The 13,306-nt window shown below is 70.4% G+C and carries 10 protein-coding genes; 3 read left to right on the top strand and 7 right to left on the bottom strand.

What is annotated here, in order from left to right; genetic code table 11:
• Window positions 1-10 precede the first annotated feature (10 nt).
• From rnr to plsY, 5 genes are all read right to left on the bottom strand, one after another.
• A complete protein-coding gene (gene rnr, locus DJ019_RS03935; RefSeq protein WP_111274654.1) occupies window positions 11-2,299 on the bottom strand; it encodes a ribonuclease R in 2,289 nt (762 codons plus the stop codon).
• Between the two features lie 44 nt (window positions 2,300-2,343).
• Window positions 2,344-3,141 (bottom strand): alpha/beta fold hydrolase, encoded by a 798-nt coding sequence (locus DJ019_RS03930; protein WP_111274653.1) that lies wholly within the window; start codon window positions 3,139-3,141, stop codon window positions 2,344-2,346.
• A gap of 131 nt (window positions 3,142-3,272) precedes the next feature.
• A complete protein-coding gene (topA, locus tag DJ019_RS03925) occupies window positions 3,273-5,921 on the bottom strand; it encodes a type I DNA topoisomerase (RefSeq protein ID WP_111274652.1) in 2,649 nt (882 codons plus the stop codon).
• A 100-nt stretch (window positions 5,922-6,021) separates the two neighbouring features.
• On the bottom strand, window positions 6,022-7,113 hold the full coding sequence (gene dprA, locus DJ019_RS03920) for a DNA-processing protein DprA (protein WP_111274651.1): 1,092 nt from the start codon (window positions 7,111-7,113) through the stop codon (window positions 6,022-6,024).
• On the bottom strand, window positions 7,110-7,754 hold the full coding sequence (gene plsY, locus DJ019_RS03915) for a glycerol-3-phosphate 1-O-acyltransferase PlsY (RefSeq protein ID WP_111274650.1): 645 nt from the start codon (window positions 7,752-7,754) through the stop codon (window positions 7,110-7,112). The genes dprA and plsY overlap by 4 nt, the downstream gene beginning before the upstream one ends.
• 317 nt (window positions 7,755-8,071) lie before the next feature.
• Here plsY and DJ019_RS03910 point away from each other — a divergent pair, with 317 nt between their 5' ends.
• The 3 genes from DJ019_RS03910 to DJ019_RS03900 are packed head-to-tail and all read left to right on the top strand — an operon-like array spanning window position 8,072 to window position 11,031.
• Window positions 8,072-9,571: a methyl-accepting chemotaxis protein gene (locus DJ019_RS03910; protein WP_111274771.1), complete on the top strand. Its 1,500-nt coding sequence runs from the start codon at window positions 8,072-8,074 to the stop codon at window positions 9,569-9,571.
• Window positions 9,571-10,035 (top strand): chemotaxis protein CheW, encoded by a 465-nt coding sequence (locus DJ019_RS03905; protein WP_111274649.1) that lies wholly within the window; start codon window positions 9,571-9,573, stop codon window positions 10,033-10,035. Before DJ019_RS03910 ends, DJ019_RS03905 begins: the two co-directional genes overlap by 1 nt.
• Before the next feature lie 39 nt (window positions 10,036-10,074).
• Window positions 10,075-11,031: a glycosyltransferase family 2 protein gene (locus tag DJ019_RS03900; protein WP_111274648.1), complete on the top strand. Its 957-nt coding sequence runs from the start codon at window positions 10,075-10,077 to the stop codon at window positions 11,029-11,031.
• Here DJ019_RS03900 and pyrC read toward each other — a convergent pair.
• Window positions 11,019-12,305 carry a dihydroorotase gene (gene pyrC / locus DJ019_RS03895; protein WP_111274647.1) on the bottom strand — a complete coding sequence of 429 codons (1,287 nt, stop codon included), beginning with the start codon at window positions 12,303-12,305 and terminating at the stop codon, window positions 11,019-11,021. The two genes, DJ019_RS03900 and pyrC, sit on opposite strands and share 13 nt — an antisense overlap.
• A complete protein-coding gene (locus tag DJ019_RS03890) occupies window positions 12,305-13,285 on the bottom strand; it encodes an aspartate carbamoyltransferase catalytic subunit (RefSeq protein ID WP_111274646.1) in 981 nt (326 codons plus the stop codon). The genes pyrC and DJ019_RS03890 overlap by 1 nt, the downstream gene beginning before the upstream one ends.
• Window positions 13,286-13,306 lie beyond the last annotated feature (21 nt).

Genomic DNA, 13,306 nt, shown 5'->3' with positions numbered 1-13,306 from the left:
CGGAAGGCCGCTACCGCTTCTTGCCGCCCATCTTCTTCTTCCGGCCCGTGCGGATGCCCGGTGGCCGGCCCGATGGGGGACGCCTGTCGCCGCGTCCACGGACGCCCAGGCGGGGCCGCGGCATGCTGGCGTCGGGCGGCGCCGGGTCGCTCAGCATCTCGAACAGCAGGCCGCCGGTGATTGGCGTCGCTTCCTCCAGCCGGACCCGAACCGTCATGCCCAGCGGCCAGCGGGCGCCTGAGCGCTCGCCGACCAGGGCATGGGTGCGGTCGTCATGGACGAAGAACTCGCCGCCCAGCCTGGAGACGGGGACCAGCCCGTCCGCGCCGGTCTCGGCCAGCCGCACGAAGAGGCCGAAGCGGGTGACGCCGGTGATCCGGCCTTCGAACTCGGCGCCCACCCGATCGGCCAGGAAGGCGGCGACGTAGCGGTCGGTGGCGTCGCGCTCGGCCGCCATGGCGCGGCGCTCGGCGAAGGTGATGATCTCGGCCGTGCCCTTCATCTGCGAGATGTCGAAGTCCGACAGGCCGTCGCTTCCCAGGCCCAGGGTGGACACCAGGGCCCGGTGGACGATCAGGTCGGCGTAGCGGCGGATTGGCGAGGTGAAGTGGGCGTACTTGGCCAGGTTCAGGCCGTAGTGCCCGATGTTCTCGGTCGAATAGTGCGCCTGCATCTGGGTGCGCAGGACAACCTCGTTGACGATGTCGGCGTGCGGGCCGTCGCGGGTCTCGTCCAGGAGCCGGTTGAACCGCTCCGTCCGCGGCGCCTCGCCCTTGGTCCAGGGCAGGCCCAGCGTCGACAGGAAGTCCACCAACGCCTGGACCTTCTCCTGGCTGGGCTGGTCGTGGACCCGGTAGATCAGCGGCGTCTTCTTCTGTTCCAGGGTCTCGGCGGCGCAGACGTTCGCCTGGATCATGAATTCCTCGATCAGGCTGTGCGCCTGCAGCGCCGCCCGGGGCAGGATCGAATCGATGCGGCCCATCTCGTCGATGTGGATCCGCCGTTCGGCGCTGGCGATGGCCAGGGGCGAACGGGCGTCACGTCCCTTCTTCAGGCAGGCGTAGGCGGCCCACAGCGGCCTCAGCACGGGTTCCAGCAGCGGGCCGGACTTGTCGTCGGGTTGGCCGTCGATGGCCGCCTGGGCCTGTTCGTAGGCCAGCTTGGCGGCCGAGCGCATCAGGCCGCGGACGAAGCGGTGAGAGCGCTTGCGGCCATCGGCGCCGAACACCATCCGCACCGCCAGGCAGGCGCGGTTCTCGCCCTCGCGCAGGCTGCACAGCCCGTTGGACAGCCGCTCGGGCAGCATCGGCTCCACCCGGTCGGGGAAATAGACGCTGTTGCCCTTGTCGCGGGCGATGCGGTCCAGCTCCGAGCCCGGGCGCACATAGGCGGCGACGTCGGCGATCGCGACCCAGCAGACCCAGCCGCCGGGGTTCTTCGGATCATCGTCGGGATGGGCGTAGACGGCGTCGTCGTGGTCGCGCGCGTCCATCGGGTCGATGGTGATGAGCGGGATCTCGCGCAGGTCCTCGCGGCCCGCCAGGGTCGGCGGCTGGGCAGCCTCCGCCTCGGCCTCGGCGGCCTCGGAGAAACCGACCGGGATGCCGTGGGCGTGGATGGCGATCAGGGAGTAGGCGCGCGGATCGTCCTCGCGGCCGACGATCTCCAGCAGCTTGCCGCGTTTGGGGCCATAGCGGGGGCCATGCGGCTCCACCTGGGCCAGGACGAGGTCGCCGTCGCGCACGTCCTCACCGTCGGGCAGGATCAGGCTGTCCTTCGAGCGCCGGTCCACGGGCTCCACCCGGATCTCGCGGCGGATCTTGCGGATGACGCCCAGGATGCGGTGGGCGCTCTGGCCCAGGCGCTTGATCAGGCGGGCCTCGAAGTCGCCGGTCTCCAGCCGGACGAAGCGGACCAGCACGCGGTCGCCCAGGCCGGGCGCGGGGCCCCTCACGTCTCCGCCGGGCGACAGGGGCACGAGCGGGGCGTCCTCGCCCCGTGTCAGGCGAACCAGCAGGTCGCCGTCCGGATCGCGCTCGACCACGTCGGCCACGCCCACTTCCGGCAGCGCGCCCGCCTCGGAGAAGCCGCGTCGGCCCCGGCGGCCCAGCGTCCCATCCTCCTGCAGGGTGGACAGCATCTCGCGCAGCGCGCGGCGGTCGCCGCCCTTCAGGCCGAAGGCGCGGGCGATGGCCGCCTTGTCGGTCTCGCCGCTCTCGCGAATGAACTTCAGCAGGGTCTCGCGGTCAGGGAGGCCCTGGGGAATGCGGGCGGGCTTGGGCTTCTTGGGTCGGGCCATGGCGTGTGCTTAGCACGGAACGCGGCCGCGACGGCTCCGCTCCGTCAGCCCTTCAGAAACGCGATCATGGCCGGGTAGGCGGTGCGGTCCTGGATCATGAACAGGTGGCCGCCCTCGAACCACTGCAGCTCCGCCCCGGGGATTCGGCTGGCCATCTTCTCCTGCGTCTCCGGCAGGGCGATTCCGTCGTGGCGGCCGGCCGCGATCAGCACCGGGCAGGCGATCTGCGGCAAGCGGTCCCAGGTGTCGTGCGCCGCCCGCGCCTCGAGCTGCCGGTGGGCGCCCTGGTCGCGGCCAGGCTCGCCGGCGAAGGGGTCGGCGGCGGAAAGCTCCACCAGCTTCTCGTACTCGGCAGGGTGTGCTGCGGCCCAGGCCGCGTCGCGCCGCACGTCGCTGATCGGGATCATGTGCCGGGCCCGCGCTTCGCCCTTCAGGTGCTCGATCTCGTGGAACGGATAGGAAGCGCCCCCCGCGCCGCCCGGCGAGGTGCACGCCAGCACCAGCCGCTTCACCTTCCCAGGATGCCGCAGGACGAGTTCCTGGGCGACCATCCCGCCGAAGGAGACCCCCAGTACCAGCGCCTCGTCCCAGCCCACGTGATCCATGAGGGCGGCCGCGTCGTCGGCATACTGCGCCATGGAATAGGGGACGTCGGGCTTGTCCGTCCGGCCCAGGCCCCGCTGGTCATAGGCCACAAGGTCGAACGCCCGGGCCAGGGGCGATGCGAACACGTTCGGCTGCACCCGCAGATCGCCGCCGGTGCCGGAGATGAAGAGCAGCGGCGGTCCCTCACCGGCACGCTCGAAGTAGAGGTTCAGGCCGTTGATCGAGGCGTGGGGCATGGCCGTTCCAAATCCCGCTCATCCCCGCGAAGGCGGGGATCCAAGCTGAAAGCAGGATAATCCGTGACCGCCCGCTGTCTGCACTTCCGCTTGGGTCCCCGCCTTCGCGGGGACGAGCGGGGAGTACAGGCCTAGAACGGCGCCTCGTCGTCCCCGATGTCGTCGGCCGGCGCCTTTGTCGACGTCTTCGGGGCCGCCTTCTTCGCGGCGGTCTTCTTGGCCGCCGGCTTCTTCGCCGCCGCCTTGGCCTTCGGTTCCGCCTTGGCCTTGGCGGCGCGGGCCGGCTTCTTCTTGCCGCCGCCCTTGGCCTCGCGCTCGGCGATCAGGGCCACCGCCTGCTCCAGGGTCACCGACATGGGATCGGCGCCGCGCGGCACGTTGGCGTTGGTCGAGCCGTGCTTGATGTAGGGGCCGTAGCGGCCCGAAAGCACCCGGACCGGCTGGCCGTCCGCCGGGTGGGCGCCCAGGTCCTTCAGCGCCGCGGCCTCGCCGCCGCGTCGGCCCGCGCGCTTGGTGGCGATCAGGTCGACGGCGCGGTTCACGCCCACCTCGAAGACCTCGTCCACCGACGGCAGGTTCGCATAGGTGCCGTCGTGCTGCACGAACGGGCCGAAGCGGCCGATGCCGGCCAGGATCGGCTTGCCGTCCTCGGGGTGCTTGCCGATCTCGCGGGGCAGGCGCAGCAGGCGCAGGCCCTTCTCCAGGTCCATGTCGGGCGCGCTCCAGCCCTTGGGCAGGCTGGCCCGCTTGGGCTTCTCGCCCTCGCCGAGCTGGACGTAGGGGCCGAAGCGGCCGGACTTCAGGAAGACGGTCTCGCCGGTCACCGGGTCGACGCCCAGCTCGCGGTCGCCGGCGGCGGCCTCGTCGCCGTCCTCGGCCACGGTCAGCGGCCGGGTGTGGCGGCACTCGGGATAGTTCGAGCAGCCGAGGAACGGGCCGAACCGGCTCGACTTCAGGCCCATGCGACCGGTGTTGCACACCGGGCAGGCGCGCGGGTCTGACCCGTCCGGCTTGTCGGGGAAGAGGTGCGGACCGAGGGTGGTGTCCAGCGCGGTGAGCACGTCGCTCATCCGCAGCTCGCCCATCTCACCGATCTTCCGGTTGAAATCCTCCCAGAACTCCCGAAGCAGGACCTTCCAGTCCAGATCCCCGGCGGAGACCAGGTCGAGGCGCTCCTCCAGCCCGGCCGTGAAGTCGTACTCCACGTATCGGCCGAAGAACTCCTCCAGGAAGGCGATCAGCAGCCGGCCCTTGTCCTCGGGCACGAAGCGCTGCTTCTCCATCCGCACATAGGCGCGGTCGCGCAGCACCGTCAGGATCGAGGCGTAGGTGGAGGGCCGGCCGATGCCCAGCTCCTCCATCTTCTTCACCAGGCTGGCTTCGGAATAGCGCGGCGGCGGTTCGGTGAAGTGCTGGTCGGCCTTGGCCGAGCGCACCTTGGCCTCGGCGCCTTCCGAGACCTGGGGCAGGCGACCGCCTTCCTCGTCCTCGGGATCGTCCTGGCCTTCTTCATAGACCGCGAGGTAGCCGGGGAAGGTCACCACCTGGCCGGTGGCGCGCAGGCCCGTCTTGCCGTCGGCGCTCTCGAGGTCGATGGTCGTCCGCTCGATGCGGGCGCTCTCCATCTGCGAGGCGATCATCCGCTTCCAGATCAGCTCGTAGAGCCGGCCGAGGTCGCCCTCCAGGCGCAGCTTGCCCGGGTTGCGGGCCAGGCTGGTCGGGCGGATGGCTTCGTGGGCCTCCTGGGCGTTCTTGGCCTTGGTCGAGTAGAAGCGGGGCTTCTCCGGCACATACTCCTTGCCGTACAGGCCCCCGATCACGGCGCGGGCCTCGTCCAGCGCCTCGGGCGCGGTCTGCACGCCGTCGGTCCGCATGTAGGTGATCAGGCCGACGGTCTCGCCGCCGATGTCGACGCCCTCGTACAGCTTCTGCGCCGTCTGCATCGTCCGCTGGGCGTTGAAGCCGAGCTTGCGCGACGCCTCCTGCTGCAGGCTGGAGGTGGTGAAGGGCGGGGGCGGCGAGCGGCGGCCGGGCTTGCGCTCCAGGGCCGCCACCGTGAACGTCGCGGCCTTTACCGCGTCGCGCGCCGCGAAGGCGCTGGCCTCGCTGGCCAGATCGAACTTGGTCAGGCGCTTGCCGTCGTGCTTCACGAGGCGCGCGGTGAAGGGGTCGCTGTTGGCCGAGACCTCGGCTTCGACGGTCCAGTATTCCTGGGTCCTGAACCGCTCGATCTCGATCTCGCGGTCGACGATGACGCGCAGGGCCACCGACTGAACCCGTCCGGCCGACTTGGCGCCCGGCAGCTTGCGCCACAGCACCGGCGAGAGGGTGAAGCCGACGAGGTAGTCCAGGGCGCGGCGGGCGAGGTAGGCCTCGACCAGCTCCATGTCGAGGTCGCGCGGGTTGGCCATCGCCTCGGTGACGGCCGACTTGGTGATGGCGTTGAAGACGACGCGCTGGACGGACTTGTCCTTCAGCGCCCGCTTCTTCTGCAGCACCTCCAGCACGTGCCACGAGATGGCCTCGCCCTCGCGGTCGGGGTCGGTGGCGAGGATCAGGCGGTCGGCGCCCTTGGCCGCATCCGCGATCTCGGCCAGCCGCTTGGCCGCCTTGCCGTCGACCTCCCACGACATGTCGAAATCTTCGTCGGGGCGGACCGAGCCGTCCTTGGGCGGTAGGTCGCGGACGTGGCCGTACGAGGCCAGCACCTTGTAGTCCGAGCCCAGGTACTTGTTGATGGTCTTGGCCTTGGCCGGGCTCTCGACGATGACGAGGTTCATAAGGTGCGGTCTGATCCCAAAGAGCGCGGAAGGTGGGGGCGGTCCGGCGGGGCTGTCAACGGGCCGGATTCGCGCAGATCCCCCGAGCCCCTTTAGGGGCTCACCCCTTCGCGACCATTCCGCCCGGCAGCAGTTCGGCCCGACCGGCGAGCGCCAGCTCCATCAGGGCGGCGAAGACGGCGGGCGCGGGCGCCCCCGCGGCGCGCACCAGTTCGTCCCTGGAAACCGGCGTCGGCGACAGCAGGTCGGCCAGGCGCTCGCGCAGTGCGTCGTCCGCATCCACGGGCGGCGGTCGGTAGGGCGTACGCTCGGGCTCGCGGAAGCCGCCCAGGCCCTCGATGGCCCTCAGCACGTCCTCGGCGCCTTCGCAGATCGCCGCGCCCTGGCGGATGAGGTCGTTGGTTCCCTTGGCGCGCGGGTCGAGCGGCGAGCCCGGCACGGCCAGCACCTCGCGGCCCTGTTCGTTGGCAAGGCGCGCGGTGATCAGCGATCCAGACCGAAGCTCCGCCTCCACCACGACCACTGCGCGCGACAGGCCGGCGATGATCCGGTTGCGGCGCGGAAAGTCGCGGGCGACGGCGGTGCGGCCGGGCTCGTTCTCAGAAACCACGCACCCCTGCTCGACGATCCGAGCATAGAGGTCGCGATGTTCGGGCGGATAGACGTCGTCGATGCCGCCGCCCAGGACCGCGACCGTACCGGTGGGGAGGCTACCCTCGTGCGCCGCCCCGTCGATGCCGCGCGCCAGGCCCGAGACGACCACGCAGCCCGCCGCGCCCAGTTCGGCCGCCAGGCCGCGGGCGAACCGCTGGCCTGCGGCCGAGGCCACCCGTGCCCCGACGATGGCCACCGTACGGCGGTCCAGCAGGCCGAAGTCGCCACGAACCCATAGCAGGGGCGGCGGCGGGTCCAGGGCGGCCAGGGCCTGGGGAAAGTCGGGCTCGCAGGCGCAGATCAGCCGGGCGCCCAGGGCCGCGCCGGCGGCGAGCTCCCGGTCGGCGTCGGCCTCGCTGGGAACCTTCAGTGTCGCCATGCGCCCGCCCCGCCGGGCCAGGTCGGGCAGGGCGGCCAGGGCGAGGGCCGGCTCGCCATAGCGGCTGATGAGCTGGTCGAAGGTGACCGGGCCGACGTTCTCGGTGCGGGCGAGCCGCAGCCAGTCGCGCCGCTGGACGTCGGAGAGGGTGCGGATCACTCCGCCGGGTCCTCGGCCTTCTTGCCGGCGCCGATCCTGGGCTCCTCGCCCTTCAGCAGGCGGCGGATGTTGGGCGCGTGACGCACATAGACCAGCAGGGCCATGAACAGCGCCAGCAGGGCGATCGCATGGGGCCGGCCGAGCAGCAGCGCCGCCGCCGGCGCGATGGCCACCGCCACCAGGGCGGCGAGCGACGAGATCCGGAACACGCCGGCGGTGATCAGCCAGGCCGCGCCGGCCACGATCCCCACGGGCCAGGCGGCCGCCAGCAGGGTGCCGAAGAACGTCGCCACGCCCTTGCCGCCCTTGAAGCCCAGCCAGACGGGAAACAGGTGCCCGAGAAACGCCGAGCCTGCCGCCAGCGCGACCACGACGGCCTGACGCTCGACCGGCGCATCGCGCGTCGCCAGCCAGGCCAGCAGCACCGCTAGCGCGCCCTTGCCGCCGTCGCCCAGCAGGGTGAGGAGGGCGAGCCCCTTCTTGCCGCTGCGCAGGACGTTGGTCGCGCCGATGTTGCCGGACCCGATGGCGCGCGGGTCGCCGGCGCCGGCCGCGCGCATCACCAGCACGCCGAACGGGATCGACCCCAGCAGATATCCGCCGACGATGGCGATGGAAAACAGGACTAGGCTGTCAGGCATGGCGCTCCCCAAGGAGACGACTCCTAGCGCGACGCGCGGACGTTCGGAATGGGGAAGGCGACCCATCCACACCCAAGCCGTGCAGATGGCGTGAGGGCAGGTATAAGGTTGTACCTATTTTGAGCGCTAGACTCGGGCACCGTTCGACTATTCAGAAATTAGGCAGCTAATAGTTGTTTCTACATACAATAGTTCCTCATTTTGGGTGTCCATGACCTGGTGAATTCAGGTCTGATTAATCCCATTTCGCAAATCCTCGTTCGCGAACCGCGCCCGCCCGATCGAGGGCTCGCGTGCTGATCGAATGGGGACAATCGATGAAGTTGTTTGGCGGCGCCTCGGGCGCCAAGAAGACAGATGCGGCCCACGTCCGTAATCTCGAGGGCATGGTTGCGGCGATCGAGCGCTCGCAGGCCGTGATCGAGTTCGAACTGGACGGCACCATCATTCGGGCCAATCGCAACTTCCTGGACACGCTCGGGTATTCCGAGGGGGAGATCGTCGGGCGGAAGCACGCGATGTTCGTGGATCCGCAGGAAGCTGGCAGCAGCGCCTATCGCGATTTCTGGAGCACCTTGAACCGGGGCGAGTTCGTCGCCGCCAAGTTCCGCCGCCTGGGCAAGGGCGGCCGCGAGGTATGGATCCAGGCGTCGTACAACCCGGTCATGGACGAGACGGGCAAGCCCGTGAAGGTGGTGAAGTTCGCCTCCGATATCACGGAGGTCGAGCACGAGCGGGCCCGGAACGACGCCGATCGCGCCGCTACGGCCAAGGAGCAGGACGAAGTCGTCTCCATCCTGGCCGATGGCCTGCAGCGCCTGTCGCAGGGCGACCTGACCGCCGCCATCGACGCTGACTTCGAGGGTCCCTACCTGCGCATCCGCGACGACTTCAACAGCACTGCGAGCAGCCTGCGCACGGCGATCAGCGCGGTGATGCATACGACCTCGTCGATTCGCGGCGGCGCCGATGAGATCTCCAGTGCGTCCGACGATCTGTCGCGGCGGACCGAGCAGCAGGCGGCCAGCCTGGAAGAGACGGCGGCGGCTCTCGACGAAATCACGGCGACGGTGAAGCGCAGCGCGGAGGGCGCGCGTGAAGCCTCCGGCGTCGCCTCCGGCGCCCGCGCCGAGGCGGAGCGGTCGGGCGAGGTCGTGCGCGAAGCCGTCTCGGCCATCCACGATATCCAGCAGAGCTCGTCGCAGATCTCCAACATCATCGGCGTGATCGACGAGATCGCCTTCCAGACCAACCTCCTGGCCCTGAACGCCGGGGTCGAGGCCGCGCGGGCCGGCGAGGCGGGCAAGGGCTTCGCGGTCGTGGCCCAGGAAGTGCGCGCGCTCGCCCAGCGATCCGCCGAGGCGGCCAAGGAGATCAAGACCCTGATCTCGTCGTCCGGCGCCCAGGTCGACCGCGGCGTGAAGCTGGTCACCGACACCGGCAAGGCGCTGGAGGCCATCGTCGAGCGCGTAGCCAGCATCGATGGCCTGGTCTCCGAGATCGCCCAGTCGGCGCAGGAGCAGTCCACCGGCCTCGGCCAGGTGAACACCGCCGTCAACCAGATGGACCAGGTCACCCAGCAGAACGCCGCCATGGTCGAGGAAGCCACGGCCGCGGCCGCGCAGCTCAAGCGCGAGGCGGTGGAGCTGGCCCAGCTCGTCGCCCGCTTCGAGGTGGGCAATCAGGCCGCCCAGGCCGCCCAGGCCGTTCGCGCGGCGCCCCGGATGGAGCGCCCCCGCCAGGATGCGCCCGCCCTCCAGCGCAAGCTTCGGGCGGCGGTTGGCGGTGGCGCGCAAAGCGAATGGAGCGAGTTCTGATGTCCGCCGCGCCTCATCTCGGCGAGGCGATCGAACTGATCCTGCTGGAGGTGGCGGGCCACGACTTCTGCATCGACATCCGGTCGGTGCGGGAGATCCGCGGCTTCACCGCCTCCACCCCGCTTCCGCAGGCGCCGCCCTACGTCCTGGGCGTCATCAACCTTCGCGGCGCGGTGATGCCGGTGCTCGATCTCCGCGCCCGCCTGGGTCTCGGCGTCACCGAGGCCTCGGGCCGGCACGTGATCGTGGTCGTCCACTGTGGCGGCCAGACGGCCGGCCTGCTCGTGGATGCGGTGCAGGAGACGATGATGCTGTCGCCGGACCAGATGCAGGATCCGCCCAAGTACGAGGGCGGGCCGCAGGAGGCCTTCGTCGACGCCCTGATCCCGCTCGAGGGGCGGATCCTCAGCCGGTTGAGCGTGCCGAGCCTGCTGCCGCAGGAGCCCCTGGCCGCCGCGGCCTGACGCCGTGCCCCGGCCGCCTTCGCCTGCTATGCTGGCAGGGTGGGGGACGTCGGCGATCAGGTGAGGGGGTTCGGGCCCTCGGCGCCGCAGGGCGCGGGCGAGATCCGCGCCTGCCTAGTCGTGCGAGACGAGGCGCTGCGGCTACCCTCGCTCCTGGCGCATCACCGGGCCCTGGGAGTCGACCGCTTCATCGTCGTCGACGACGGCTCCACCGACGGAACGCTCGCCTTCCTCCAGGCCCAGCCCGACGTCCACCTCGTCCAGGCCGAATTCCGGTATGAGGCGCGGCATCGCGGGGTCGACTGGCTGAACCATATCCTCGATGCGTTCTGCGACGGCCACTGGACGCTGACGCTCGACGCGGACGAGCTGTTCCTCTTCCCGTCCTGCGAGCAGGTGGGGCTCAGGGCTCTGTGCGGACACCTCGACCGGCATGGCGCCCGCGGCGTGATGGCGCTGATGATCGACATGTACGGCCCGGGGGACGTCTCCGAAGCCGTCCATGCGCCCATGTCGCCGCTTCTGCAGACCTGCCCGTGGTTCGATCCGGGCCCCTATCACGCGGTGCGCGCCGGGCCGTTTCCGCACGTGCAGTTCAGCGGCGGGCCGCGGGCGCGGATGTTCGACTTCTCGGCCTATCAGCCGCGCCCGCCGGTGTTGACCAAGGTCCCGCTGGTGAAGTGGGCGAGGGGGACGCGCTACGTGATGTCCACCCACGCGACCACGCCGCTGCCGCTGTATCCGATGCTGGCGGCGCTGCTGCACTTCAAGTTCCTGAGCGACTTTCCCGACCGCGTCGCGCGGGCGGTGGCCGAGGGGCAGTACTACGGCGGCTCCAGGGAATACCGCGCCTACAAGGACCTGCTGGACCGCGGCGAGGGATTGCGCCTGCGCGACGAGCGATCGGTGCGGTTCGCCGGCACGCGGCAGCTCGTCGACCTGGAGATCATGTACGCCGACGCGGCGTACGACGCCTTCGTCGCTCAGGCCCGGTAGACGGTCCGCCCATCGACGAGGGTCTGGAGCACGCGGCCCTGAAGACGTCGGCCGTCGAACGGCGAGTTCTTCGACTTCGAGACCAGCTTGTCGGCGTCGATCACCACCGGGGCGTTGAGGTCGCACAGCACGAGGTCGGCCGGCGCGCCCTTGGCGATGCGTCCCGCGGGCAGGCCGAGCAGGGTCGCCGGGGCCGAGGTGACCGTCCGGATCAGGTCGATGAGCGGGATCCGGCCCTCGTGGTGGAAGGCCAGCAGCGCGGGGAGCAGGGTCTGGAGCCCCACCGCGCCAGGGGCCGCTTCGTCATAGGGCAGGCGCTTGTCCTCGGCCGGCGCCGGGGCGTGCGCCGAGACGACCACCTGGATCAGGCCCGAGGCGATGGCGTCGATCACCGCCTGTCGGTCGTCCTCTGAACGCAGCGGCGGGTCCACCTTGCAGAAGGTCCGGTAGTCGCCGATGTCGATCTCGTTGAACGACAGGTGGTTGATCGAGGTGGTGGCCGTCACCGGCAGCCCGCGACCGAGGCCGCGGCGCAGGCTCTCCAGCGCGCCGGCGGTGGTCACCTGGTCGACGATCAGGCGCGCGCCGGTCAGCTCGACCAGCGCCAGGTCGCGCTCCAGCATGATCCGTTCGGCGATGGCCGGCACGCTGGGCAGGCCCATCCGCGCTGCGAATTCCCCCGACGTGGCGGCCGCGCCGGCCGACAGCCAGGGATCCGCGGGGCGGTGCGCCACCGGCGTGTTGAACGCCTTCGCGTAGCTCAGCACCCGCTGGAAGACCTTGGAGTCCACGATCGGCCGGTCGGCGTCGGTCACATAGAGGCAGCCGGCCTCGTGCATCAGGCCGATCTCGGCCATCCGCTTGCCCTCGCACCCCTTGGTGGCGGCCCCGGCGGGGTAGACGTTGACCAGCTCGATGTCGCGCGCCCGGCGCAGGATGAAGTCGACCACCGCCGGCTCGTCCATCACCGGGTGGGTGTCGGGCTGAACGACGATGGTGGTGACGCCGCCCGCCGCGGCCGCCAGGGCCGCCGATTTCAGCGTTTCCTTCGGCTCCGCGCCCGGCTCGCCGGTCTTGACCCGGATGTCCACAAGGCCGGGGATCAGCAGCGCGCCGCCCGCGTCCACCACCTCGACGTCGGCCGAGAGGCCGCCCAGCGTCGGCGCGTGGGCCACGTCGGCGATCACGCCCTCGGTGATCACCACGGCGCCGGGTCCGTCATAGCCGCTGGCCGGATCGACCAGGCGGACGTTCGTGAAGGCGACGGGGCGCATCAACGCTCGTTCTCCAGACGCGCGGCCAGCGAGGTCAGCACCGCCATGCGCGCGGCGACGCCCATTTCGACCTGATCCTGGATCAGGCTCACCGACAGGTCGTCGGCCACCTCGGAGTCGATCTCCACGCCGCGGTTCATCGGGCCGGGATGCATCACCCGCACGTGCGGCGCGGCCAGGGCCAGCTTCTCGCGGTCCAGGCCATAGAAGCGGAAGTATTCGCGCTGGGACGGCGCCATGACGCCGTCCATGCGCTCGAGCTGCAGGCGCAGCATCATCACCACATCGCAGCCGGCGATGCCCTTGCGCATGTCGTGGAAGACCTCGACGTTCCAGCGGTCCGCGGCGGGCGGGATCAGGGTCGGCGGCCCCACGAGCCGGACGTGCGCGCCCAGCATCTGCAGCAGGGCGATGTTCGATCGCGCCACGCGGCTGTGCAGCACGTCGCCGCAGATCGCCACCTTCAGCCCCGCGATCCGCCCGAACGCCCGCCGCATGGAAAGGGCGTCCAGCAGCGCCTGGGTGGGATGCTCGTGCTGGCCGTCGCCGGCGTTGACCACCGAGCAGCCGACCTTCTGCGACAGCAGGGAGGCCGCTCCGGACGACGCATGGCGCACCACCAGCAGGTCGGGCTGCATGGCGTTCAGAGTGACCGCCGTGTCGATCAGGGTCTCGCCCTTGGAGATCGACGACGAGCGCGGGCTCATGTTGACCACGTCGGCGCCCAGCCGCTTCCCGGCCAGCTCGAACGAGCTCTGCGTCCGCGTGGAGTTCTCGAAGAACAGGTTCATCAGAGTCCGACCCTTCAGGAGGTCGAGCTTCTTCGAGGTCTGCCGATTCAGGCTGACGAATCCATCGGCGAGATCCAGCAGGTTGGCGACTTCGACCTCATTGAGATCCGTCGCCGACAGGAAATGCCGCTTGGGGAAGGAGAAGGTCCGGGTGAGGACCTCGTTCAGGCCGGGGGGCGCGCCGTTCATTAAAGCGCCCTCTTAGGTGAC

This window comes from Phenylobacterium kunshanense (assembly GCF_003254525.1).
GTDB classification, from domain to species: Bacteria; Pseudomonadota; Alphaproteobacteria; order Caulobacterales; family Caulobacteraceae; genus Phenylobacterium; species Phenylobacterium kunshanense.
Note: the sequence above shows the minus strand (reverse complement) of the source record. Positions and strands in the feature narration are given on the sequence as shown.

Coding starts and splice junctions, on each gene's coding strand:
- rnr (WP_111274654.1), bottom strand. CDS start 2,299: ATGGCCCGACCCAAGAAGCCCAAGCCCGCCCGCATTCCCCAGGGCCTC.
- DJ019_RS03930 (WP_111274653.1), bottom strand. CDS start 3,141: ATGCCCCACGCCTCGATCAACGGCCTGAACCTCTACTTCGAGCGTGCC.
- topA (WP_111274652.1), bottom strand. CDS start 5,921: ATGAACCTCGTCATCGTCGAGAGCCCGGCCAAGGCCAAGACCATCAAC.
- plsY (WP_111274650.1), bottom strand. CDS start 7,754: ATGCCTGACAGCCTAGTCCTGTTTTCCATCGCCATCGTCGGCGGATAT.
- DJ019_RS03910 (WP_111274771.1), top strand. CDS start 8,072: ATGAAGTTGTTTGGCGGCGCCTCGGGCGCCAAGAAGACAGATGCGGCC.
- DJ019_RS03905 (WP_111274649.1), top strand. CDS start 9,571: ATGTCCGCCGCGCCTCATCTCGGCGAGGCGATCGAACTGATCCTGCTG.
- pyrC (WP_111274647.1), bottom strand. CDS start 12,305: ATGCGCCCCGTCGCCTTCACGAACGTCCGCCTGGTCGATCCGGCCAGC.
- DJ019_RS03890 (WP_111274646.1), bottom strand. CDS start 13,285: ATGAACGGCGCGCCCCCCGGCCTGAACGAGGTCCTCACCCGGACCTTC.